Genomic DNA, 23,001 nt, shown 5'->3' with positions numbered 1-23,001 from the left:
CGCCCCGCGAAAGTCGCTAAAGCGGGCAAAACAGGGCCCCGGCATCCAACTGGATGCCGGGGCCCTGTTTTGCGCACCTCTTCCGCCGTCGGCGGATAGACTGGAATAAAAGGAGGGCTTTGCATGCAGGAGACCAATTCGCGGCAGACACTCTGCAGCCAATTAAAAACAGTGGACGCCTCTTTGCTGTTTCTGCTGTTCATCATTCTTTCCGTCGTGCTGTCCTACGCCGCCGTTGGGATACAGCGCCGCCAACTGGCAGATACGCTGGCCGGAAACACGCAGGCCGCGGCGGCGCTGCCGCCGGTCTTTCCGATCCGCTGCTGCGCCAGCGCCCTGGTAATCGGCGCCCTGGGCTTTTTCCTGTGTCTGGCTCTGAACGCCTGGCAGCAGGCTTCCCAGGGCGACGACCCCGTCGCCCGAAAATCAGCCGCCGCCAACCTGTGCGCCTCTGTGCTGGTCCTGGCGGCCGCCCTGCTGCGGCTGGACGATCTGCTCTTTTTGCAGCGATGCCAGCCCGCTTTGGAAGAGAGCGGCGACCTGCCCGTTTAAGCGGTGCAAAAGGGGGACAGGAAATCCTGTCCCCCTGGTATCCTAGTTCGGCAGCTCTCCCACCCGGAAGAAGGTGAAGCTCCCGCAGGCCAGCGGTTTCCCGGCCGCGTCGGTGATGGTTACGTCGCACACCACGATCGTGCGCCCCGCCTTCCGGACCTCGGCGGCACAGCGGACCTCCCCCTTCTGAGCAGGCGCGAGGAAATTCAGGTTGCTGCTCAGGGTGACATACTGTCCGCCCAGCCCGTGGGCGGCACAGCCCGCTACGGTGTCCGCCAGGGTGACCAGGCAGCCCCCGTGGACGATACCGTTGGGGTTCAGGCTGCTCTCGTCCGCATGCAGGACGCCCTCGGCGCAGCCCTGCTCGATCCTTGTGACACAAATACGGCTGTTGGTGGAAAACGTGCCCGCTTGATTGACCCGCTCCAGCAGCTTACTGTAAAAATCCATCGAGTATCTTCTCCTCTGCCTCCTGCTCCGTCAGGCCCAGAGTCATAAGCTTGAGGATCTGATCTCCCGCAATGCGGCCGATGGCCGCCTCATGGATCAGCTGGGCGTCTACGCTGTTGGCCACAATGGCCGGGATGGAGGAAATTTTGGCCTGCCCCATGATGATGGAATCACACTGCACGTGACCAAAGCACTTTGCATTGCCGGTCATCCTGGGATAAAATACCTGTCTGGAGCCGTCCTGGGCCACGGAGCGGGAGATGACCCGTCCGTTGGCGTCCGCTCCGTCCAGAATGATCTCCATATCGCTCTCGGCGGTCTGGTCGCCGTGGGTCAGCAGTTTTTCCGTAATGACGACCTCGGCTCCCCTGGCAGCCACGACCTTGGTCTCCCGCTTGGTGGAGTCCACGCCCCGGATCTGGGTGGTCTCCATGTGGATGGACGCCCCTTCTTCCAGATATACCACCGTCCGGGGATTCATGACGCGCTTTCCCGTGCCCGGTCCCTCGCCGTAGTGGCGCTCCACATAGCGGACTTTGGAATTCTTCCCCACGTAAAAGGTATGCTCCCCATCGTGCTGGCTGGTCTCACAGCCGGTATTGTGGATGCCGCAGCCGGCCACGATGTCCACGTCGCAGTCCTCTCCGATGAAAAAGTCGTTATATACCATCTCGGACATACCGGTCTGGGTAATGATGACCGGGATGTGGACCGACTCGTTCCGGGTACCGGACTTGATGCGGATATCGATGCCCGGCTTGTCCGGCTCGGTCTTGGTGGTGATCTCGATATTGGCGGTGCTCGCGCGGGAGTCCAGCTGCCCGTTGCGGCGGATGTTGTAGGCCCCCTGAGGGGTCTTCTCCAACTCCGCGATCTCCTTCAGGAGTTTCCAATCGGTGTGATTCACTGTGCCGCCCCCTCCGTCATATAGCTGCACCCGGACAGGGTGTTGGCCAGGATCTGAGGGAATATTTCTTCCTTGGGCCCGTATTTGCTCACCCGGCCGTCGCTGATCATCACGATCTCATCCGCCAGATTGATGATCCGCTCCTGATGGGAGATGATGAGCAGGGTGGCTTCCCGCCGCCGGTGGATGGCCTGGAAGGTCTCGGTCAGCTTGGCGAAGGACCACAGATCAATGCCCGCCTCCGGCTCGTCGAAGATCATCAGCCCGGCCTTGCGGGCCAGAATGGTGGCGATCTCAATGCGTTTGACCTCGCCGCCGGAGAGGGATGCGTCCACCTCCCGGTCGATATAGTCGTGCGCGCACAGGCCCACCTTGGTCAAGTACTGGCAGCCCTCCTCCCGGGTGAGGGAGTCGCTGCCCGCCGCCAGCGCCAGCAGGTCCTTGACCTTCAGCCCTTTGAACCGCGGAGGCTGCTGGAAGCCGTAACTGATCCCCAGCCGCGCCCGGCCGGTGATATCCATCTGCGTGATATCGGCGCCGTTCCAGAGGATGCTTCCCCCCGTGGGCTGCACCAGGCCCATAATCGCCTTGGCCAAGGTGGTCTTGCCGCCCCCGTTGGGGCCGGTGATGACCACCAGCTTGTAGTCCTCCACCGTCAGGGAAACGTCGTTGAGGATGCCCAGTTCCTGGCCGGACTCCCCCTCCACCTGGTAGCTGAGGCCCTTGATTTCCAACATAAGCCGTTGCTCCTTTGTACATGGTGATTTCCGTGATTAAATATTGTAACATGCCCATCCGGAAAAAACAAGTATGTCCGCCGTTTCCCGGCCTCCTCCGGGGCATCCGGTCCGGATGGCGCATAGTATGGCTTAGATTCTATGCAGATTAGGAGGCAAATCCATGGAACAAGATAAACTGCCCTGCACCCCGCCCGATTCCCCGGACTACCCCTGCGACCGGGAGGTCTTTGAGCGGGTCTGGCGGCGGGTCATGCCGGAGGATCGGCCCGACTGCCCCTTCGTGCTGGATGAAGCAGCCGCCGCCCAGCCCGCGGCAGAAGCCGCGTCCCTCCCGGAAGGCCCTGCGGCCACCGCCGCCGCGCCCGGGGTCCTGTCCGTTCCGGCCATGCGCCCCGCCATGCCCATGCCCATGCCCCAGGAGGAGTCCGGCTGCGCGCCGGAACACGACGTACCCTGTCTGGGCGCGGCCTCGGCCGTATACGGCGCCCAGCTCCAGCAGTACATAGACCACGAACTGGCCGACTGGCGGACGTATCAGCTTCTCTCCCGGCGGGCCACAGGCACCGGCGGCAAGGTCCTCTCCACGATGGCCGCAGACGAGCGCCGCCACGCCAAGCGTTTGTCCACCGCGTATTTCCTGATCTCCGGCGTGCGCTACTGGCCGGTGGAGCGTCCGGCCGCCGCCCTTGCCTGCGCCTTTCCCGCCGCCCTGCGGGAACGCTTTGCGGAAGAGCAGCGGGGCGAGCTCTCCTATCTGGCCGCGGCGGAGGAGACCGGAGACCCCTGTCTGCGGGAGCTCTATCTGGAGCTGGCCGGGGATGAAAACGCCCACGCCTGGCTGCTGCGCGGCATTCTGGAGCAGCTGTAGCACGGTAGGGGCGGGTGTCACACCCGCCCCTCAGCCTGCACTCCGATGGTAAGGAAAACCGGACGGCCCAGACCCGCCTCATCCAAAAACCACGCCGTATGCATCAGCGGCCCGCCTTCCGGGGCAAGGTCGTAGACGGTGCGTTTCACGCCGCCGTCCTCGTCCCGCTCGGCCACCAGCACCCACTGGGTCTGCGGCAGAAGGGATATCGACTCCTCCGCCCGGCTTCCGTCCAGCACGCAGGCCGCCAGCGGTTCGTCCGAGCCGCCGTACTGGGTGACCGTTACCGTCTGCAGCGGCTGAACGGCCTGCAGGGAGACCTCCACGGAGAAGGAGGTGCTGTGCGTCTCGCCGTTCTCCGTTACGCTCTGCTGCCAATGTTCCGTGACGGTCATGCCGCCCGCCCCGCCGTAGCTGTTGCCGCTGCCGTCCAGATAGAGGCGCCCGTCCTCCGTCTGATACACCCGGTAGAGGGTAACAAAGCGCTCTTCCTCTCCCGCCCGGAAATAAACGGTGCCGGAGATGGTTTCCTCCTCCCCCTGGTCCGTCGACTTGTAGGCCATGTTCGGATGCGCCAGCTCCACGCTGCTGCTGTTCACCAGGTCTCCGTTTTCCTCCACACTCTGATAGAGGAAGCAGTTACGCCCCTCCAGACCGGGGAAGTCATACCGGCCCCGCTCCGCGTCGTACACCCCGAACAGCACGCTGCGCGGGAACGACAGCGCCCCAAAGCGCCCGGTATCCAGCGTCTGACTGCCGTATTCCGTCCAGCTGCCGTCGTCATAAGGGGTCTGCCTTGCACCGAACGCCACATGGAAGCCCACAAAGCGGTCCGCCTGCCCCTCCGGCCCCGGCGCGGCCAGCGGCACGGTCCCCAGAGCCGCCAGCACCGCCGCGGCCGCCGCAAGCAGCGCCAGGCGCCTACCCATCCGTTTCATCATCCTCCTCCAATCTTCCGTCAAAATGCAGAATATCGCCCACGTCACAGTCCAGGTAATAACAAATGCGGTTGATGGTATGGAACCGCACGCCGCTTGCCTTCCCGCTGCGCAGGATGGAAAGGTTTGCCTCGGTGATGCCGACCTTGGCGCACAGCTCCTTGGCCGTCATGCCCCGCGCCTTGAGCACATCGCTCAGAGATACCCGTATGGCCATGGCGCGCCCTTAAATAATGCTCTGGTTGTCGTCGTGGATAGCCTTGCCCTGTTGAAAGTAGCGGCACAGCAGAAAGAGCGCCGCTGAGAGCGCCACGCTCACCAACGGCAGGGTCATGGTAAACGAGACCTTCCGCAGCTGGGGCAGCAGGAGCAGCTGGAGCAGGTTGCCGCCCACGCACAGGAGGATGGCGCATTGGGCCGTCCGGCGGCAGCGCTCCGCGGTGATCCGGCAAAGCTCCACCGTCTCCGCCCCGAAGGGCTCCCGCTCCAGTGCCCGGGCCAGCCGGGCGCCCCACAGGAGTACCGCCGCCCCCAGGAAGCTGGGCGTCAGCCCCAGCAGCGTCAGGACAGCGCCAACTCCGTTGGTGCGCGCCGCCCCCGCCGGATCGCCGGTGTTGCCCGCGGTCACCGCCGCGGCCTGGGCCAGAAAGCCGCTCAGCGCCCCCCATACGGCCAGGAACACCAGCAGCGCCGCCGCGCCGGTCAGCAGGCCCCGGAACAAGCGGGACAGCCCCGCCTCCTTCTCCAGGCGCCGCAGCAGACGGAGCACCGCGTATCCGGCCAGGGTGGCAAACAGGGCGCCCCCCGCCGCCAGCGCCCAAACGCCGGTGAGATCCAACGTCTCCTGTCCGATCAGGGCGGCCCGATTGGCAAGCCGGTAGAGGCTGTACAGAAGCTGGGCGGCCAGCAGCAGCAGCAGCGCGTCCTCCCAGTACAGCCTGCGCCTGCGCCGCTGATACCACAGCCATCCCAACGGCAGTCCTGCCGCCGCCAGGCAGATGGCCCAGGCGGCCAGATTTCCGGCGTATCCCAGTCCGGAGAGCGCGCGCAGGCCATCCCCAATGCCGTCAATCAAGCCCAGCCCGGCCCGCAGTCCCATCCCCCACTCCGTCAGGCCGGCCAGCACCGCTCCCAGCGCGGCCGCCGCGGTCAACAGGAGCGCCTCCCGTTTTGTCATGTGCTCTCCCTCCAAATTATCGTTTTGCAATAATTTCTTTTTCAGTTTAGCGGAACTATTATCGTTTGTCAATCATTTTTTTGACGCCAAAAGGCCCCCATCCAAGTCATGGATGGGGGCCTTTTGCTGGATCAGATGCTCTCCGGATCGTCCAGGCGGCCGCCAAAGGCCTCCACGGCCCTGGCGTCCTCCTCCCGCTTCTCCTCAATGGCTTCCTTGAGAAGCATATCCTTGACCTTCATCAGTCGGATCGTGGAAGAGCGTTCGTTTTCATCCAGCTTCATGGAGATATACTTGATGGCCTCCTGCATCTGAGGGATCTTCACATACTCCAGCGCGTTGACGCGCCGCCGGGTCTTCTCGATCTCCTCCGCCAGCAGCTGGGAGGTCTTTTCGATCTGGGCCAGGCGCAGCATATCCTGAAAGATTCCGGAAAGGGCGTCCACCGCGTCGTCCAGTTCGCCCGAAGTGGTGGCAAAGCCGTAGGGATAGATCTCCCCGGCGTCGTCGCTCTTGGTCTTGAACTGATAGACGGGCACGTTCACGGACATGACGTTCTGGAAGGTCATGTCCAACTCCACGCTCTGTTTGGGGTAGAGCAGGGACTGCTCCAGCATCTCGGAGGACATGACCGCCGAGGCCACGGTGAAGGAGCCGTGGGCCCGGATCAGGGCCGCCTCCACCTTGGCGCGGAGCGCCCGGTTCTCCCGCACGACGTCCATAAACTGCTTCATCAGCTCATCCCGCTTGTCTTTGAGCAGCTTATGGCCCCGGATCGAGGTCTTGAGCCGGCCCTTCAGCCGGGTCAGCTCCTGCCGGGTGGGGTTTACGTTAATTGCGGGCATGACTTACCCCTCCTTTTTCGGGAGGTATTTGTCGATCAGCTCCGGCTTGATGCGTTTGAGCTCCGCCTTCGGGAGGATGGAAAGCAGCTCCCAGCCCAGGTCCAGCGTCTCTTCGATCGAGCGGTTTTCGTCGGTGCCCTGGGAGACATAGCGCTTTTCAAACTCGTCGGCAAACCGGGCGTACAAAAGGTCGGTGGGGGACAGGGCCGCCTCGCCCAGGATGGACATGAGTTCCTTGTTCTCCTTGCCGGTGGAATAGGCGGCAAAGAGCTGGTTCATGGTCCCCGCGTGATCCTCCCGGGTCTTACCGGGGCCCACGCCCTTGTCCTTCAGGCGGGACAGGGAGGGCAGCACGTCCACCGGGGGATTGACGCCCTTGCGGTAGAGCTCGCGGCTGAGGATGATCTGCCCCTCGGTGATATACCCGGTCAGGTCGGGGATGGGGTGGGTCTTGTCGTCCTCGGGCATGGTGAGAATGGGGATGAGGGTGATGGAGCCGCTCTTGCCCAGCTGACGGCCGGCCCGCTCGTAAATGGTGGCCAGGTTGGTGTACAGATAGCCCGGATAGCCGCGGCGGCCGGGGACTTCCTTCTTGGCCGCCGACACCTCGCGCAGGGCCTCGGCGTAGTTGGTGATATCGGTCATGATGACCAGTACGTGCATGCCCTTCTCAAAGGCCAGATATTCCGCGGCGGTGAGGGCCATGCGGGGTGTGGCGATACGCTCCACAGCGGGGTCGTTGGCCAGGTTGGTAAAGAGCACGGTGCGGTCGATGGCGCCGGTACGGCGGAACTCCTCCACGAAGAAGTTGGACTCCTCAAAGGTGATGCCGATGGCGGCGAAGACCACGGCGAAATTGCCCGCGTCGTCCCCCAGCACCTTGGCCTGGCGGGCGATCTGGGCCGCCAGGGCCGCGTGCGGCAGGCCGGAGCCGGAGAAAATGGGCAGCTTCTGTCCGCGCACCAGGGTGTTCAGGCCGTCGATGGTGGAAATGCCGGTCTGAATAAACTCGTTGGGGTAGTCCCGGGCGGCCGGGTTCATGGGCAGGCCGTTGATGTCCCGGAACTCCTCGGCCAGGATCTCCGGTCCGCCGTCGATGGGACGGCCCATGCCGTTGAACACCCGCCCCAGCATGTCGCCGGATACGCCCAGCTCCAGCGGGTGGCCCAGAAAACGGATCTTGGACTCGGCCAGGTTGATGCCGGCAGATGCCTCGAACAGCTGCACAACGGCGTTGTCGCCGTTGACCTCCAGCACCTGGCAGCGGCGGGTGCTGCCGTCGGGCAGCTCGATCTCGCCCAGCTCGTCATAGGTGACGCCGGAGACCTTGCGCACCACCATCAGGGGGCCGTTGATCTCCTGTATGGTACGGTATTCACGGATCATTCCTCAGCACCTCCCTTGGCGGCGGCCGCTTCGATCTGCTCGGCCATCTCGCGGGCCATGTCCGCATAAACGGCGGGATATTCGCTGTCGGGTACGCTCTTGGCCCGGCCCATCTTTTCCCGGAAGGGGATCTCGAACAGGTCGGCCACCCTGGCGCCCTTCTCGATGGCGGCGCGGCAGAGCCGGTCATACTCCAGGATCATGCCCAGCATCTTGTCCTGCCGGTCATAGCTGGAGTACCAGTCCACCTCCAGAAAGCCGTTCTGCTGGAGGAAGTCCTCCCGCAGCATCTTGGCCGTCTCCAGGGTCAGCTGGTCGGCGGCGGAGAGGGAGTCCTTGCCCACCAGCTGCACGATCTCGTTGAGGCTGGCCTCCTCCTGAAGGATGGACATGGACTTATCGCGATTGATCATGAACTGCTTGCCCAGGTGCTCGTCATACCAGGGCTTGAGGGAGTCCAGATACAGGGAATAGGAATTGAGCCAGTTGATGGCGGGGAAATGGCGGCGGTAGGCCAGCGAGGAATCCAGCGCCCAGAACACCTTGACGATGCGCATGGTAGCCTGGCTCACGGGTTCGCTCAGGTCGCCGCCCGGGGGGGAGACCGCGCCCACGGCGGTCAGGGAACCCCGGCGGCCGGCGTCAGAGCCGATGCACGCCACCATGCCGGCCCGTTCGTAGAACTGGGCCAGGCGGGAGGACAGATAGGCGGGGTAGCCCTCTTCGCCGGGCATCTCCTCCAGGCGGCCGGACATCTCGCGCAGGGCCTCGGCCCAGCGGGAGGTGGAGTCGGCGATGACGGCCACATCATAGCCCATGTCCCGGAAATACTCGGCGATGGTGATGCCGGTGTAGATCGACGCCTCACGGGCGGCCACGGGCATGTCGGAGGTGTTGGCGATGAGCACCGTCCGCTTCATCAGGGACTCGCCGGTACGCGGGTCCACCAGTTCGGGAAACTCCCGCAGCACGTCGGTCATCTCATTGCCGCGCTCGCCGCAGCCGATGTAGATGACGATATCCACGTCCGACCACTTGGCCAGCTGGTGCTGCATGACGGTCTTGCCCGAGCCGAAGGGGCCGGGGATGGCGGCGGTGCCGCCCTTGGCCACGGGGAACATGGCGTCCACGATCCGCTGGCCGGAGAGCAGGGGCGTCCTGGGGGGGTACTTGTGCCGGTAGGGCCGCCCCACACGGACGGGCCACTTCTGCACCATGGTCAGCTCGTGGCGCGCCCCGTTTGCGTCCACCAGCACGGCCACCGTATCCAGCACCGTGAAGGTGCCGGACTGGATGGACTCGATGGTTCCGCTCATGTTGGGGGGAACCATGATCTTATGGAGCACCACGCTGGTCTCCTGCACGGTGCCCAGCACATCGCCGCCGGTGACCTGGTCGCCCGGTTTGGCCACGGCATCGAACTGCCATTTCTTTTCCCGGTCCAGGGCGGGCACCTCTACGCCGCGGGGCAGGTTGTTGCTCCCCGCCTTTTTCATGATGCCTTCCAGCGGACGCTGGATACCGTCGTAAATATTTTCGATGATACCGGGGCCCAGCTCCACGGACATGGGCGCGCCGGTGGTCTCCACCGCCGCGCCGGGGCCCAGGCCGGAGGTCTCCTCATAGACCTGGATGGACGCGGCGTCGCCGTTCATGGTGAGGATCTCACCGATCAGGCGCTGCTCTCCCACCCGGACCACGTCGGCCATATTGGCGTCCTTCAGCCCGGTGGCCACCACCAGCGGGCCGGAGACTTTGACGATTTTTCCGCTCAAATTGACTCAACCTTCTTTCACGTCGGGGGGCGCGGGCGGGTGCGGGCACCCGCCCCTGCGAAGCACCCCGCCTCCCGGAGTTTCCGCCGCAGGCGGCGCGACGGTTTTGTATCCAGGGAGAAGCATCCTCCCCCGGACTATAGAATATCCGCGCCTACAGCCCGTTCCACAGCGCTCTTCACGTTGGCCATACCGATGCCCAGGCTGCCGTCCTTGCCGGGGATGAGGATGACCGCGGGGGTCAGCTCATCCTTGTAACGGTCCACATCGGCCTGCATCCCGGCGGCATACTGCTCGGTAAGATAGATCACCGCGTAGTCCTCCTTTGCCAGGGTATGGAGGATCCTGCGGGCCTCCTCCGCCGTCTCGGCCGGAAAGACGTCCAGGCCCAGCGCCTTGAACCCCAGGACGCTGTCCTTGTCGCCCAGGACCGCGATCTTGTATCCACTGTTAGACATAGGCTTCACGCAGCCTTTCCCGGATGGTGTCCGCGTCCAGACCGGCCATACGGCCGGAGAGAATGGTACGGATGGCGGTAAACTCGTTTTCCCTGGCGTACAGGTAGCCCACCACTGCCTGCTCCCCAAACGGGATGCGGCGGGCGCGGGTCAGGTAGGCCATAACCGCGTCGTCGCAGGCGCGCTCAAAGGCGGTCAATTCCCCGCTGCCGGCCGCGGAAAGGGAATCCCCCAGAGCGGCGGCCTCGGCGAGCGCTCCCGCCCGGAATGCGGCGGACAGGTCGCCTCCCTTGCGGCTGGCCAGGGTACGCGCATCCACGCTGCCGCCGCTCAGGAGCACCTGATGGAGAAAATCGCTTCCCTTCCCCATCCGGGCCGAGCGTACGGCGGAGCGCAGGTTAGTGGCGTCGGTGAGCAGGCGCACGTAGCCCTGGAGGAATGCGCTGCCGGTCGCTTCCGCGGCGGCGTGCATCTCCTCAAAATAGGCCCGGTCCAGCACAAAGTCGGCCAGCTGGGGGTCGCCCCCGGCGTTCAGAAGCTCCTGCGCCTGCGTCACCGCGCGGCGAAAGGGCTCCGTGAAGTCCCGCAGGCTGTCCCGCTGAAACGCGTCCTTCACCGCGCCGGCGCTCCAGCGCCCCCCCCCGGACAGGAGGCGGTCGGCTTCCGCGCCCACCGCCTGGGCCTTGAGCAGCACCTTGGCGTTGTGGTAGTCGTATTTCATCTGAAACACTTCCACCAGCCCGGGATCGGGCACCGCGCTGCGCAGTTCCCGATACAGCGCCGCCCTGGCCTGGGCCAGCAGGGCGTCCAGGGCGGTATGGGTCAGCTCCGTCAGCTCCCCGTAACCGCACTCGGAAAGGACCTTGACGGCCTCGTCGTCCGTATGGGCCTCCAGCATCCGCTCCATGCGCTCACGGGTGAGCAGCTTGTTCTCCATGGCCCGGATGCGGGTGGATATGGTCAGGTAGTCGGTATCTTTGATCTTAGTCAAGACATTGCCTCCATTCGTCCGGAGTGCGCGTCAATCTCCGAAGAGGATCTGGGCGACCGGGCGGTCCAGCGCGCCCCGCTGGAGACGCACCAGGGTCTCAAAGCTGCAATTGACCTCCACATCCCCGTCGCTGAGGATCACCCCGCCCTGGATGGGGCGGGTCTGCTCGGACAGGGTGAGCCGGCCGCCGTTCAGGCGCTCGTTGGCCGCGGTGACCACCTGCTTGCCATAGCGGGTGCGGTCCTTCTGGGAGAGGATGACCGCCTCCCGGCCGGTGACGGCGGCCTTCACCGCCAGGTCGGCCAGCAGGGCTGTGTACTCCTGCTCCGGCAGGTTCAGCAGCTGCTCCAGCGCCTTGTCGTAGGCCCTGGAGAGCATCTCCTGCTTGGCCGCCAGCTCCAGCTTGCGGCACTCCAGCTGGGCCACGCTGGCCAGCCGCTCCACCCGCTCGTCGGCGTTCCGCCGGCCTCGGGCCAGGATGTCCTCGCACTCGCGCTTTGCCTGCGCGTCATACCGTGCGGCGATCTCGTCGGCCTGGCGGCGGGCTTCGGCGGTCAGCTCGTCGATCTCCCGCCCCACATCCTCCGCGATGCGTCCGGTGATTTTTTCGATTCCGTCCATAGCGTATCCCCGCTCAGAAGCCGAACATGATCATCAGGAAGGAGATCAGCAGGGAGAGGATGGCATAGAACTCCACGATGATGCACAGCACCATGCCCTTGGACCAGTCGTTGGGGTTCTTGGCCACGATGTTGACCGAGGCGGCGGCCACCCGGCCCTGGGCGATGCCGGACAGCAGGCCGCCCAGCGCCATGGGCAGGCAGGCGGCCAGGATCAACAGGCCGTTGGCCACCGTGAGTTCACCGACGGTTCCGGCAAACAGGCCCATCTTCATCAAAGCCAGAAAGCCGATGACCAGGCCGTATAGTCCCTGGGTGCCGGGGATGACCTGCAGGATCATGCACTTGGAAAATTGGGAGGGGTCCTCGGCCAGCAGGCCGGCGCCCGCCTCACCGGCGATACCGGTACCCTTGGCGGAACCGACGCAGGCAAGGCCCGCAGCAAGGGCCGCGCCCAGGAACCCGAAGAAGGGGCCGCCGTATTGGGCAATCAATTCACCGAAATTCATGTTACTGTTCCTCCTTGATGTCTACATATTTTGTGGCGATGTTCAGGGGGCGCCAGGGGCGGCCGCCCTCTTTATAGAACTGTTTAAAAAACTCCAGATATTGCAGGCGGGACGTGTGCACATAGGTGCCGATCACGTTCAGGCCAATGTTGAATGCGTGGCCGACGAGGAAGACCAGGAAGAAAATGGGGATCCCGATCACAGGGGGCAGGCCGCCGCCGGGCATGGCGCCCAAGATATTGAACACCTGACCGATGACGGAACCCGCCAGCATCATGACCATCAGGCGGGAATAGGAGAGGATATCCCCGAAGTAGCCGGTCACGCCGTTGTACACCGCTCCGATCACGGCGGTCACCTTTCCAAAGCCCTTGGCGTTGCGGCCCTGCGCCAGCAGCATGACGCAGCCCACGATCAGCACGACCGGGATGCCGTTCACGCTTCCGATGCCGGAGATTCCGGTCATATTCACGGCAAACAGGCCGATGCCGATGAAAATGACCCACCAGGTCCCCACATCCCAGACCGCGTCCATGATCTGACCGTCCCGGCACAGCATCCAAAACTTTACTGCCATGCCCACCACGATCTGTACCAGGCCCACGGCCAGGGAGAAGATGAGCACGGTCATCGGCTCGTTCATCACGTCCAGCAGGGGGGCCGGCAGACCGCTCCCTTCCGGAACTGAGAGGAAGGGCACCGCCGGTTGGGGCAGGCCCAGCATGTTGGTAAACTGATACAGAAAGTCCGAGAAGAAACCGCCCGTCAGCAGGCCGATCACCGCGGAGGAGATGCCGCACAGGATCATCAGCCGCACCAGCTGGCCGAATCCTCCCTTGGGCTTAACCTTCCATTGGAGGAAGGCGCAGGCCCCCGCCAGGATCAGGCCGTAGCCCAGGTCGGCGAACATAAACCCGAAAAAGAAAATATAGAACGGGGCCATCAGGCCGTTGGGGTCCACCCCGTCGTAGGCCGGCAGGGAATACATCTCCGTAATGGTCGTCAGCGGCTCGGTAAGCACGTTGCTTTTGAGCTTGACCGGTACCGCCGGGTAGTCCTCCGCCGCCGGGACCTCGGTCTCCCAGCAGCAGGTGAACTTCCCAAGGCGCTCCAGAAGCCTCGCCTCGTCGGGTACGGGCACCCATCCCTCCAAAAAGAAGGCCAGGTCCGTGTCCAGCAGGCGGCAGCGGGCTTCCTCCCGGGTGATCTCCTGGCAGGCCCGGTCCAGGCACTGCTCCAGCGCCGCCGCTTTGGGGGCGCAGCCGGCCGCCTCTTCCTTGGCCCTGCGCAGCGCTTCCTCGGTCTCGGCCATCCGCGCGTCCAGAGCCCGGTCGTTCTCGGCAGCGGTGCCGGTCCAGCCCCGCAGGGCAGAGCGGGAAAAGCCGTACTCCTTCAGCACCGCCTGGCAGGTCTCCTCCTGGCTCTTGTGGCAGAGGAGCACAAAATAGTGCAGCTCCGCGTCGCTCCCCGCCCGAAGAAGCGCCGCCAGGTCCGTCCCGGCCGCCAGCGCCCCCTCCAGGGCGTCCAGATCCACCGCGGCCGCCACGGTACCGAAGAAGACCGCCACATCCTGGGTGGAAGCGGTCTCCAGGGGGATGTCCAGCGCCAGCCAGGGCGCCAAAGCCAGCTTCTGGGCCTTGAGCTTGCCCTGTTCGGCGTACAGAGCGGAGATCTGCCGCTCCAGCGCATTGAGGCGTCCGGCATCGTCCAGTGCGGCGCGGTAGGCCTCGTTATCAAAGAGCGCGGCCTCCGTGATCACCGGCCGGGGCTTAAACAGGGAACCTTTTTCCTTGGGCGCGTATTTTTTCAGGGTCTTGAGCGCGGCCTCGGCGCCGGACTTCGCCTCCCGCGCCTGATTGAGCGCCGCCGTGTCCGGCCGGGTCAGCGACGCCCAATCCGGGTCGTCCCGCCAATCGGACGGCTCGTCGATCTCCACGCAGCCCATGTGCTGAAGCAGCCGCAGCATCTCTTCCCGCTCCGAGCGCATACCGATCAGCCGCAGCCGCTTCATTTTGACGATGGACATCAGCTATTCACTACCCTTCTCACGATGCTTTGGGCGGCTTCGGCCAGGCGGCCCTCCGCCTTCCCGCGCAGGGCTTCGCAGGATTCCCGGGTCTGCGCCGTCACCGTCTGCGCATTCCGGGCCGCTTTTTCCTCCGCTTCCTTCAGGAGGGCGCGGGCCTGCTCCTCCGCCTGGGCGCGCGCCTGCTCCAGCCGGGCCCTGCCCGCCCGCTCCGCCTCCGCCACCAGGCGTTTTGCCTGGGCTTGGGCCTCGATCTTGCGGGCCTGGTTGGCCTGCTCCGCCTGCGTCACCTGCTTGATTGCCTCCAGAGACATAATTCTCACCGCCTTTCCGAAATGGCGCGCACGGCGCTCATCAAGCGGACGGCTGGCGGGTCTTGGCCGCCAGCCGTCACTCCGCCGAGCACCGGGTACGCCGCGTCATTTTGACAAAAAACAAATTCTCCCGATCATACCCAAATGATACTTCATACAGCGCAGAATTTCAAGTTTAAAATTGTCGGTTTAGTTTTTTGCTTCTCTCGTTTTTTGCAAGGCCAGCGACATTTTCGTGCAGATTTACTGCAAAAATTTTGTACATCCCCTTTCAATCAAAACATTTTCCCGGTTCTTGCGTCATTCTCGCCAAAGTTTTTGGCAAAAGTTTGTGCAGTTTGCGGCGAGCCTTTTTGCAGAAACAAAACCGAGCAGGGACGCGTCTGCAAGCACGTCCCTGCTCGGTTCATTCGGTTGGCGTCCGAGTCAGCACAGCCCAATTCTCCCCTGCTCCGGCAGGGGCTTCGGTCACGGGCACCAGGCGCCCGGCGGGCAGGCCGGCGGCGCGCAGCGTCTGCTCATAGGCGCTCTCGTCCCCTGCAGGCACCGCGACATAGACCCGCCAGGCATGCTCCGCAAGCCAGGCCGCGGTCTGGCCGCTGCGGTCGTTTGCCTCGCCGGTCAGCACCGCCTGACTGCTCCCAAAGGAGACTTTAAGCTGGGGGTAATCGGCCAGGGCCTCTTCCAGCTCCCGGCAGAAGGTCTCCAGCGCGTCGGTCAGGCCGTCGGGATCATAATTCTCTCCGGCGACGATATAGTCCACCTGGCCCCGGGCCGGAAAGGCGCAGTTTTCCAGCAAAAGTTCGTCAAAGCCCAGTTCGGCCAGTTCGGCGCACACGCCGATCACATACTGCCGGGCGGCCGCATTGGCGGCGCTGAGCCAGCGGCAGTCTCCCTCGTCCCGCCAGTTGCCCGCGCTGCTTTTGATGCCCAGGCTCATGTCGGCGCGGGGGATCGCGTTGTCCCGGAAGCAGGACACCCGGGCGACCGTATACAGCTCCCCCGCATTCAGGCCCCGGATGGCCCCGTTGATGGCCGGGTCGGCTGCGGACACGCCCCCCGCCTGCGCCAGCTCCAGGCTGGAGATATACCCCAGGCTTCCGTCGTCGGCTTTCATATCAAAGACCGCCGCGGCAGCCCCCGCCCGGCGCACCTGCTCCTCCGCCGTGCCGTCGTAGAGGGCCTCGCGGGGCAGCAGCACCCCCTGCATCAGCGTTTCCGGCTCGGGCGTGGCCGTGGGCGCCGGTGTGGGAACCGGGCTGTCGATCACCAGAGGAGCACTCCCCGCAGGCTCCGGCGGGTCCTCAGCGCCCCCTTTTTGAACGAAGGGCAGATCCAGCCGGATGCCGTCGGAAGAGTAGACGATATGCCCGTCCATCAGCAGCAGCGTGGCTACCGCCAGCACCAGAAGGACGACCAGCAGCACGATGACCACCTTCAGGGCCGGGCGCAGCCGGCTGCGCCCGTGATAGGTGCCATACCCCTTGGCCGCCATCCGCCGTCACCTCCTCCGCAAGCCAAATCAATCACAGGATGCAGATATTATAGCACGATTTTCCCCGGAAAAAAACTGTGCCGGGCACTTTTTTATTCCCGGTCCTCCTGAAGCGCGAGGGCCGCATCCAGCTTCTTCAGCGCTGCGGCCACCAGATCCCGGTCCTCCTGCGTCATATCGCTCATCAGGGAACGGAAATAACCCCCGACGTCGGTGGCGGCCCGGCGGCGCAATTGCTGGTATTTCTCGGTCGCGCAGACATAGATCACCCGCCGGTCGGTCTCGCTGCGCTGCCGCTGGGCAAGGCCCAGTTTCTCCAGCCGGTCCACGATGCCCGAGACCGTGCTGTTTGCGCTGCCGGTACGCTCGGCCAGCGTGCTGATGGGTACCGGCCCGTCCTCTCCCAGCACCGTGAGGACCAGAGCCTGCGGAAACGTCAAATTCAGACGCCCGAAATGCGTGCGGAACTGCTGGGACATATGCTGGGTCACCCGCAGATAAGACAGGAAAATGTCGTGCTCTTCCATGCGTGCCCGCTCCTTTCTCTCTTAGCCCATGGCCGGGGTCATCAGCCGCTGCAGGATCACCGCCAGCTGGGACCTGGTTGCCGCGCCGCCGGGATCGATTCTTCCGTCGCTGCCCTGGATCAGCCCCAGCCCCACCGCATGGGCCATGCCCTCCCGCGCCCAGGCGGAGATGCTTGCCGCATCGCTGTAAAGGCTCAGGGTGCCCTCCGCCACATCGCCGCCCTTATACTGGGCGTAGCGGTGGAGAAGGACGGCCAGCTCCTGCCGGGTGACGGCGCTGTCGGGATTGAAGCGTCCCTTGTCGTTGCCTGCGGCGATGCCCTTCCCCTTGGCCCAGGCCGCCGCCGTCTCATACCAGGCCCCGGCGGCCACGTCCGGGAAGGGGGCTTCCACCGAAAACGCCGGTGCGCCCTCCAGCCGCCACAGTACGGTCACCACGGTGGCGCGGGTCACCGCCGCGTTGGGGCTGAACGCAGTCTCGCTGGTACCGGTCATATATCCCGCCAGAGACACCGCCTCCACCGCCTCGGCATACCAGGCGTCCGCGGCGACGTCGCTGTAGGCGGGAACGGAGGCGGCCGGGGCGCCTGCAGCCGCGGCAGGCAGAGCCAGCGCCGCGCACAGGCAGGCGGCGCAGGTCAGGGCGGAGAGGCGTTTTTTCATGGGGACACTTCCCTTTCGTCATGGAGTGCCTCTCATTGTACGACATGGATTTTAAAAATCTGTGAACAAGCGCTGAATCCAACGAAATTTTAGGGAAACGTTATAAAATCCGCGTGGCGGGCCCAGGCCCGCCACGCGGACTGACTGCTGTTTTGATCTGATTCAGACGGCCAGCGCCCAGTTCATGAGCAGCAGCAGCCCGAATCCGGGCGCGCCCAGTACGCCCAGCACCAACGCGTTGAGCAGGTTGACCCCCAGATTCACGCCCAGCACCCCGCCCACGCCGCTCAGGCACCACAGCACCGCCAGGCCCACCCCCGTCCGCGCCAAAACCCGGACCAGCCATTGCAGGGGCTTGCGCAGCGCGGCCAGCACGGCCACCAGGACCAGGCCGCCCACGATCCAGGGCAGGGCATTCAGCAGGCTCTCCAAGACCAGCCACCTCCCGTCAGGATATTTGCCAGTCCCTTGGCAGGCGCGCCTTCCGCGTCAGCTTATCTTGACCGTCCGCTCCCCGTCCAGCTCCTTTACCCGCCGGAGCAGATAGGAGTAGCGGGATTGGAGGGCGTTGATCTCAAATACGTACGATTCGATCAGATCGGCGTCGTGGGCCGTGTTGAAGCCCGAGTAGGCCTGTGCGATCAGAGTGCGGGTCTGGGCCAGGCTTTCCAGCAGGGCCCGGCGCTCCCGTTCCCGCTCACTCTCCCGCCGCCTGCGAAACACATAAGTCCTTTCCGCTTCTGCCATAGCGTCTCCTCCTTCTCTGGTTTCAGTCTATTTCCAGTTTGGACAAATATGACAGCCTCTATACCAAAAATCCCCAGGCATGTCCCGGAGCGGCCGGGACATACTAGAACCCGGACAGGCAAAGCATCTCCTTTTAAGCCGGTGCCGGGTGAGCTCACCCTCTGGCGAAAGGCGAAAGGAGACAGCGGCATTGGAACCCGTTTAAGGAAGACTTGAACCAGCCTCCAACGCCAACTGTCCGTTTCAGGAGGCCGCGCTGAAAAGCGCGGCCTCCTCTTTTTGTATACAGAAAACCACCGGCACGGCCGGTGGTTATGATTGACGGCACGCATACGCGGGCATCGTCCCGTTTCAGTATAAGCGTCTTTGGCCGCTCGGCGCCATTCCGCTCCCACGGAATGCGGACGCTCTTTTCCGCTTTGCTTGACACCCCGCCCCCAATTGGGATAAGATAAGATGTTAAAATATGTGAATGAGGAGAGGCCCATGGCTAAGAGCACTTCCCCCAAAAGTTACGGCAACGAATCCATCTCCGCCCTGAAGGGGGCCGACCGGGTACGCAAGCGTCCCGGCGTCATCTTCGGCTCCGACGGGTTGGAGGGCTGCGAGCATGCCGTATTCGAGATCCTGTCCAACGCCATCGATGAGGCCCGGGAGGGGCACGGCAGTCTCATCACCGTCACCCGGTATGAGGACAAATCCATTGAGGTGGAGGACTTCGGCCGGGGCTGCCCGGTGGATTGGAATGAAAAGGAGCAGAAATTTAACTGGGAGCTGGTCTTCTGCGAGCTGTACGCCGGCGGAAAGTACGGCAACAGCGAGGGGGACAACTATGAATACTCCCTGGGCCTGAACGGCCTGGGTTCCTGCGCCACCCAGTATGCCAGCGCCTATTTCGACGCGGTCATCCATCGGGACGGGTACGAGTACGCCCTCCACTTTGAAAAGGGAGAAAACGTGGGCGGCCTGCAGAAGACCCCCTACGCCGGGAAGAAGACCGGCTCACGTTTTCACTGGAAGCCGGATCTGGAGGTCTTTACCGACATCGACATTCCCCTGGATTACTACCTGGACGTGCTCAAACGGCAGGCGGTGGTCAACGCGGGGGTGACCTTCCGCCTGCGCAATCAGGCGGGCGGCAAATTTGAGACCACCGATTTCCGGTATGAAAACGGCATCATCGACTATGTCTCCGAGCTGGCGGGGGAAAATGCCCTGACCGCGCCGGTATTCTGGCAGACCGAGCGCCGGGGCCGGGACCGCCCGGACAAGCCCGAATACAAGGTGAAGCTGAGCGTATCCTTCTGCTTTTCCAACACGGTGCAGCGCATCGAGCACTATCACAACTCTTCCTGGCTGGAGCACGGCGGTTCCCCGGAAAAGGCGGTGAAGAGCGCCTTCGTCTCCGCCATCGACGGCTATCTCAAGCAGCAGGGCAAGTATCAGAAGAACGAGAGCAAGCTGACCTGGGCGGACGTGGAGGACTGCCTGGTGCTGGTCTCCAACAACTTTTCCACCCAGACCAGCTATGAGAACCAGACCAAGAAGGCCATCAACAACAAATTTGTCCAGGACGCCATGACGGAGTTCCTCCGCGCCCAGCTGGAGGTCTACTTCATCGAAAACCCTCAGGACGCAGGCAGGATCGCCGACCAGGCGCTCATCAACAAGCGCAGCCGGGAGAACGCCGAGCGCACGCGCCTGAACATCAAGAAAAAGCTCACCGGCGCCATGGATATCTCCAACCGTGTGCAGAAGTTTGTGGACTGCCGCACGAAGGACACCGCACGGCGGGAGCTCTACATCGTGGAGGGCGACTCGGCTCTGGGCAGCGTCAAGCTCTCCCGGGACGCGGAATTCCAGGGCATCATGCCTGTGCGGGGCAAAATCCTCAACTGCCTCAAGGCCGACTACGCCAAGATCTTCAAAAGCGAGATCATTACCGACCTGCTGAAGGTGCTGGGCTGCGGCGTGGAGGTGCACGACCGCCACGCCAAGGATATGGCGGCCTTTGACCTGGGCAACCTGCGCTGGAACAAGGTGGTCATCTGTACCGACGCCGACGTGGACGGCTTCCAGATCCGCACCCTCATCCTGACCATGCTCTACCGGCTCACCCCCACCCTGATCCAGCAGGGATATGTCTATATTGCCGAATCTCCGCTCTATGAGATCAATTACAAGGAGAAGACCTGGTTCGCCTATTCCGACAAGGAGAAAAACGAGATCGTGAACGGGGCGCTTTCCGGAAAGAAATGCGCCATCAACCGCTCCAAGGGTCTGGGCGAGAACGATCCGGAGATGATGTGGCTGACCACCATGAATCCCGCCACCCGCCGCCTCATCAAGGTCATGCCCGAGGATGTGGAGAACACCGCCGCCGTCTTCGACCTGCTGCTGGGGGACAACCTCCAGGGCCGCAAGGACCATATTGCAAACGAGGGCTATAAGTATCTGGAATTGGCGGATATCTCGTAAGGGAAGCGAGCATTTGGACGGAACGCCTCGCGGAAGGAGTACAGCGAGATCCGGTATTGGGGCGATTGGCTCCACAATGCCGGCGATCGGTCCCCAGTCCAATTCGCCATAGGTGCGCAGGCGCCCAGCGGCCCTTGTGTCTGCCCGCCGCTGCGGTAAAACTGCTGCAGGCTGTCCCCCAAAAGACGTTTTTGTACCGGTTTTGCCCGCCTCTCGCTTATAAATTTTTGATTTCCCCTCAGAAAAGGACTGATACCATTGGCGAAAAAGAAAGCCCCCGAGGAGGGGGCAAAGAAAGTCAACAACCCCAACGTCATGGGCCTGCGGCCCGAGGTGCTGGAACAGCCCATTACCGAGACGCTGGAAGTCAACTACATGCCCTACGCCATGAGCGTCATCGTCTCCCGGGCCATTCCGGAGATCGACGGCTTCAAGCCCTCCCACCGCAAGCTGCTGTACACCATGTATCAGATGCATCTGCTGGGGGGCGCGCGGACCAAGAGCGCCAACATCGTGGGGCAGACCATGAAATTGAACCCCCACGGGGACGCCGCCATCTACGACACCATGGTGCGCCTCTCCCGGGGCTACGGAGCCCTGCTGCACCCCCTGGTGGACTCCAAGGGCAACTTCGGCAAGGTCTACTCCCGGGATATGGCCTGGGCCGCCAGCCGGTATACCGAGGCCCGGCTGGATCCCGTCTGCGGGGAGCTCTTCCGGGATATCGACCAGGACACCGTGGACTTTGTGGACAACTACGACGGGTCCATGAAGGAGCCCGCGCTGCTGCCCACCACCTTCCCCAACGTGCTGGTCAGCGCGAATCAGGGCATTGCCGTTGGCATGGCCTCCAACCTGTGCGGCTTCAATCTGGGGGAGGTCTGCGACGCCGCCGTAGCCTTTTTGAACAATCCCGGGACGGATCTGCTGGGGGTCCTCAAGGCCCCGGACTTCCCCACCGGCGGCGCGCTGTTGTATGACGAGGCCGCCCTGCGGCAGATCTATGCCACCGGCCGCGGTTCCTTCCAGGTGCGCTCCAAATGGAGGCATCTGCCCAAGGAAAATCTGATCGAGATCTACGAGATCCCCTACACCACCACGGTGGAAGCCATAATGGACAAGGTGGCCGAGCTCATCAAGGCGGGCAAGATCCGCGAGATCGCCGACATGCGGGACGAGACCGATCTGAACGGCCTGAAGCTGACCATCGACCTGAAGCGGGGCGCCGATCCGGAAAAGCTGATGTCCAAGCTCTTCCGGTCCACCTCTCTGCAGGACTCCTTTGCCTGCAACTTCAACATCCTCATCGCCGGGATGCCCCGGGTGATGGGCGTGGGGGAGATCCTGGACGAGTGGACCGCCTGGCGGATGGACGGGGTGCGGCGGCGCACCTACTTCGTGATGAAGAAAAAGCAGGAGAAGCTGCACCTTTTGAAGGGACTCAAGCGCATCCTGCTGGACATCGACCGGGCCATCCGGATCATCCGCGAGACGGAGGAGGACGCCGAGGTGGTGCCCAACCTGATGATCGGCTTCGGCATCGACGACGTGCAGGCCGAGTATGTGGCGGACATCAAGCTGCGCAACATCAACCAGGAGTATATCCTCAAGCGGATCGAGGAGGTGGCGGGGCTGGAGGAGGAGATCGCCGATCTCCAGGCCATTGTCAGCGACCCCGGCCGGATCAAACAGATCATCGTCTCCGAGCTGGAGCTCGTCAAGAAGAAATATGCCCAGCCGCGGCGCACCGAGATCGTCTATGAGCTCCAGGCCGCCGCCGAGGCGGAGGACGCGCAGGATGTTCCCGATTATCCGGTGCATGTCTTCTGCTCCCGGGAGGGATACTTCAAGAAGATCACCCCCCAGTCCCTGCGCATGAGCGGCGAGCAGAAGTATAAGGAGGGGGACGGCCCCTTCCTCCAGTGGGAGGCCTCCAACCGGGACGAGCTGCTGGTCTTCACCGACCGCCAGCAGTGCTACAAGGCCCGCCTCAGCGACTTCGACGACGCCAAGGCCAGCGTGCTGGGCGACTACCTGCCCACCAAGCTGGGCATGGATGCGGAGGAAACCTTCCTCTGGGCCTGCATCACCGCCGATTATTCCGGGCACCTGCTGTTCTTTTTCCAAAACGGCAAGGCCGCCCGGGTGGAGCTTTCCGCCTACCAGACCCAGACCCGGCGCAAGCGCCTGACCGGCGCCTACTGCGACAAATCCCCGCTGGCGGCGGCCTACCTGCTCCAGGAGGACATGGAGATGGCGGTATACTCCACCGAGGGCCGCGCGGTCATCTTCCACACCGCCTGCCTCAACCCCAAGTCCACCCGCAGCACCCAGGGCGTGAACATCATGACCCTCAAGCCCAAGTGGCGCGTGGAGTCCGCCCTGCCCCTGGATCAGACCCCCATCGTCAACGCCGCCCGCTATCGGGCCCGCTCCCTCCCCGTAGCCGGGGCCCTGCTCCGGGAGGAGGACCGCGGGGAGCAGCAGATGACGCTGCTGGACTGATCCGCGTCTGCCCGTTCCAACCGTTCGCCG

At 63.7% G+C, this 23,001-nt stretch carries 24 protein-coding genes; 4 read left to right on the top strand and 20 right to left on the bottom strand.

Features of this window, described 5'->3' with window-relative positions; translation table 11 throughout:
- Window positions 1–123 precede the first annotated feature (123 nt).
- Window positions 124–552 (top strand): hypothetical protein, encoded by a 429-nt coding sequence (locus H8S57_RS03775; protein WP_186906746.1) that lies wholly within the window; start codon window positions 124–126, stop codon window positions 550–552.
- Between the two features lie 42 nt (window positions 553–594).
- Here the strand turns inward: H8S57_RS03775 and H8S57_RS03770 are convergent, their stop codons facing one another.
- The 3 genes from H8S57_RS03770 to H8S57_RS03760 are packed head-to-tail and all read right to left on the bottom strand — an operon-like array spanning window position 595 to window position 2,646.
- Complete coding sequence (locus tag H8S57_RS03770; RefSeq protein ID WP_186906745.1) at window positions 595–1,002, bottom strand: PaaI family thioesterase; 408 nt, start codon at window positions 1,000–1,002, stop codon at window positions 595–597.
- The gene (locus tag H8S57_RS03765; RefSeq protein WP_186906744.1) at window positions 986–1,909 is read right to left on the bottom strand and encodes a SufB/SufD family protein; all 924 of its coding nucleotides are present in this window, start codon (window positions 1,907–1,909) and stop codon (window positions 986–988) included. The genes H8S57_RS03770 and H8S57_RS03765 overlap by 17 nt, the downstream gene beginning before the upstream one ends.
- Window positions 1,906–2,646: an ABC transporter ATP-binding protein gene (locus H8S57_RS03760; protein WP_186906743.1), complete on the bottom strand. Its 741-nt coding sequence runs from the start codon at window positions 2,644–2,646 to the stop codon at window positions 1,906–1,908. Before H8S57_RS03760 ends, H8S57_RS03765 begins: the two co-directional genes overlap by 4 nt.
- 163 nt (window positions 2,647–2,809) lie before the next feature.
- Here H8S57_RS03760 and H8S57_RS03755 point away from each other — a divergent pair, with 163 nt between their 5' ends.
- A complete protein-coding gene (locus H8S57_RS03755) occupies window positions 2,810–3,517 on the top strand; it encodes a rubrerythrin (RefSeq protein WP_186906742.1) in 708 nt (235 codons plus the stop codon).
- A 17-nt stretch (window positions 3,518–3,534) separates the two neighbouring features.
- On the opposite strand, the gene H8S57_RS03750 is transcribed toward H8S57_RS03755, so the two are convergent.
- From H8S57_RS03750 to H8S57_RS03670, 17 genes are all read right to left on the bottom strand, one after another.
- On the bottom strand, window positions 3,535–4,455 hold the full coding sequence (locus H8S57_RS03750; RefSeq protein WP_186906741.1) for a hypothetical protein: 921 nt from the start codon (window positions 4,453–4,455) through the stop codon (window positions 3,535–3,537).
- Window positions 4,439–4,672 (bottom strand): helix-turn-helix domain-containing protein, encoded by a 234-nt coding sequence (locus tag H8S57_RS03745; RefSeq protein WP_186906740.1) that lies wholly within the window; start codon window positions 4,670–4,672, stop codon window positions 4,439–4,441. Before H8S57_RS03745 ends, H8S57_RS03750 begins: the two co-directional genes overlap by 17 nt.
- Before the next feature lie 9 nt (window positions 4,673–4,681).
- On the bottom strand, window positions 4,682–5,632 hold the full coding sequence (locus tag H8S57_RS03740; RefSeq protein WP_186906739.1) for a hypothetical protein: 951 nt from the start codon (window positions 5,630–5,632) through the stop codon (window positions 4,682–4,684).
- Between the two features lie 131 nt (window positions 5,633–5,763).
- Window positions 5,764–6,477, bottom strand: coding sequence for a V-type ATP synthase subunit D (locus H8S57_RS03735; protein WP_186906738.1), 714 nt, complete (start codon window positions 6,475–6,477; stop codon window positions 5,764–5,766).
- 3 nt (window positions 6,478–6,480) lie between these two features.
- Window positions 6,481–7,863 (bottom strand): V-type ATP synthase subunit B, encoded by a 1,383-nt coding sequence (locus H8S57_RS03730; protein WP_186906737.1) that lies wholly within the window; start codon window positions 7,861–7,863, stop codon window positions 6,481–6,483.
- The gene (locus H8S57_RS03725) at window positions 7,860–9,638 is read right to left on the bottom strand and encodes a V-type ATP synthase subunit A (RefSeq protein ID WP_186906736.1); all 1,779 of its coding nucleotides are present in this window, start codon (window positions 9,636–9,638) and stop codon (window positions 7,860–7,862) included. Before H8S57_RS03725 ends, H8S57_RS03730 begins: the two co-directional genes overlap by 4 nt.
- 137 nt (window positions 9,639–9,775) lie before the next feature.
- Window positions 9,776–10,096: a V-type ATP synthase subunit F gene (locus tag H8S57_RS03720; protein WP_186906735.1), complete on the bottom strand. Its 321-nt coding sequence runs from the start codon at window positions 10,094–10,096 to the stop codon at window positions 9,776–9,778.
- Window positions 10,089–11,087, bottom strand: a complete 999-nt coding sequence (locus H8S57_RS03715; protein WP_186906734.1) for a V-type ATPase subunit — start codon at window positions 11,085–11,087, stop codon at window positions 10,089–10,091. The genes H8S57_RS03720 and H8S57_RS03715 overlap by 8 nt, the downstream gene beginning before the upstream one ends.
- A gap of 30 nt (window positions 11,088–11,117) precedes the next feature.
- A complete protein-coding gene (locus H8S57_RS03710) occupies window positions 11,118–11,708 on the bottom strand; it encodes a V-type ATP synthase subunit E (protein WP_186906733.1) in 591 nt (196 codons plus the stop codon).
- Between the two features lie 13 nt (window positions 11,709–11,721).
- The gene (locus H8S57_RS03705) at window positions 11,722–12,216 is read right to left on the bottom strand and encodes a V-type ATP synthase subunit K (protein WP_186906732.1); all 495 of its coding nucleotides are present in this window, start codon (window positions 12,214–12,216) and stop codon (window positions 11,722–11,724) included.
- A gap of 1 nt (window position 12,217) precedes the next feature.
- Window positions 12,218–14,242: a V-type ATP synthase subunit I gene (locus H8S57_RS03700; protein ID WP_186906731.1), complete on the bottom strand. Its 2,025-nt coding sequence runs from the start codon at window positions 14,240–14,242 to the stop codon at window positions 12,218–12,220.
- Window positions 14,242–14,556 carry a hypothetical protein gene (locus H8S57_RS03695; protein WP_186906730.1) on the bottom strand — a complete coding sequence of 105 codons (315 nt, stop codon included), beginning with the start codon at window positions 14,554–14,556 and terminating at the stop codon, window positions 14,242–14,244. Before H8S57_RS03695 ends, H8S57_RS03700 begins: the two co-directional genes overlap by 1 nt.
- Window positions 14,557–14,962: 406 nt before the next feature.
- Entirely contained in the window at window positions 14,963–16,051 is a 1,089-nt protein-coding gene (locus H8S57_RS03690; protein WP_186906729.1) for a putative glycoside hydrolase, read from the bottom strand.
- 92 nt (window positions 16,052–16,143) lie between these two features.
- A complete protein-coding gene (locus H8S57_RS03685; RefSeq protein ID WP_186906728.1) occupies window positions 16,144–16,578 on the bottom strand; it encodes a MarR family winged helix-turn-helix transcriptional regulator in 435 nt (144 codons plus the stop codon).
- Window positions 16,579–16,599: 21 nt separating this feature from the next.
- The gene (locus H8S57_RS03680; protein ID WP_186906727.1) at window positions 16,600–17,241 is read right to left on the bottom strand and encodes an S-layer homology domain-containing protein; all 642 of its coding nucleotides are present in this window, start codon (window positions 17,239–17,241) and stop codon (window positions 16,600–16,602) included.
- Between the two features lie 162 nt (window positions 17,242–17,403).
- Window positions 17,404–17,673 (bottom strand): pro-sigmaK processing inhibitor BofA family protein, encoded by a 270-nt coding sequence (locus H8S57_RS03675; protein WP_186906726.1) that lies wholly within the window; start codon window positions 17,671–17,673, stop codon window positions 17,404–17,406.
- Between the two features lie 57 nt (window positions 17,674–17,730).
- The gene (locus H8S57_RS03670) at window positions 17,731–17,988 is read right to left on the bottom strand and encodes a DUF2508 family protein (protein ID WP_186906725.1); all 258 of its coding nucleotides are present in this window, start codon (window positions 17,986–17,988) and stop codon (window positions 17,731–17,733) included.
- Window positions 17,989–18,474: 486 nt separating this feature from the next.
- On the opposite strand from H8S57_RS03670, the gene H8S57_RS03665 reads away from it, so the two are divergent.
- Together H8S57_RS03665 and H8S57_RS03660 are read left to right on the top strand one after the other, a co-directional pair.
- Complete coding sequence (locus H8S57_RS03665) at window positions 18,475–20,466, top strand: DNA gyrase/topoisomerase IV subunit B (protein WP_186906724.1); 1,992 nt, start codon at window positions 18,475–18,477, stop codon at window positions 20,464–20,466.
- 258 nt (window positions 20,467–20,724) lie between these two features.
- Window positions 20,725–22,971, top strand: coding sequence for a DNA gyrase subunit A (locus tag H8S57_RS03660; RefSeq protein WP_186906723.1), 2,247 nt, complete (start codon window positions 20,725–20,727; stop codon window positions 22,969–22,971).
- The last annotated feature ends 30 nt before the right edge of the window (window positions 22,972–23,001 follow it).

Origin of the sequence: Lawsonibacter hominis, from assembly GCF_014287895.1 — a bacterium.
Classification (GTDB): Bacteria; Bacillota; Clostridia; order Oscillospirales; family Oscillospiraceae; genus Lawsonibacter_A; species Lawsonibacter_A hominis.
This window is presented reverse-complemented; position numbering and strand designations above follow the sequence as displayed.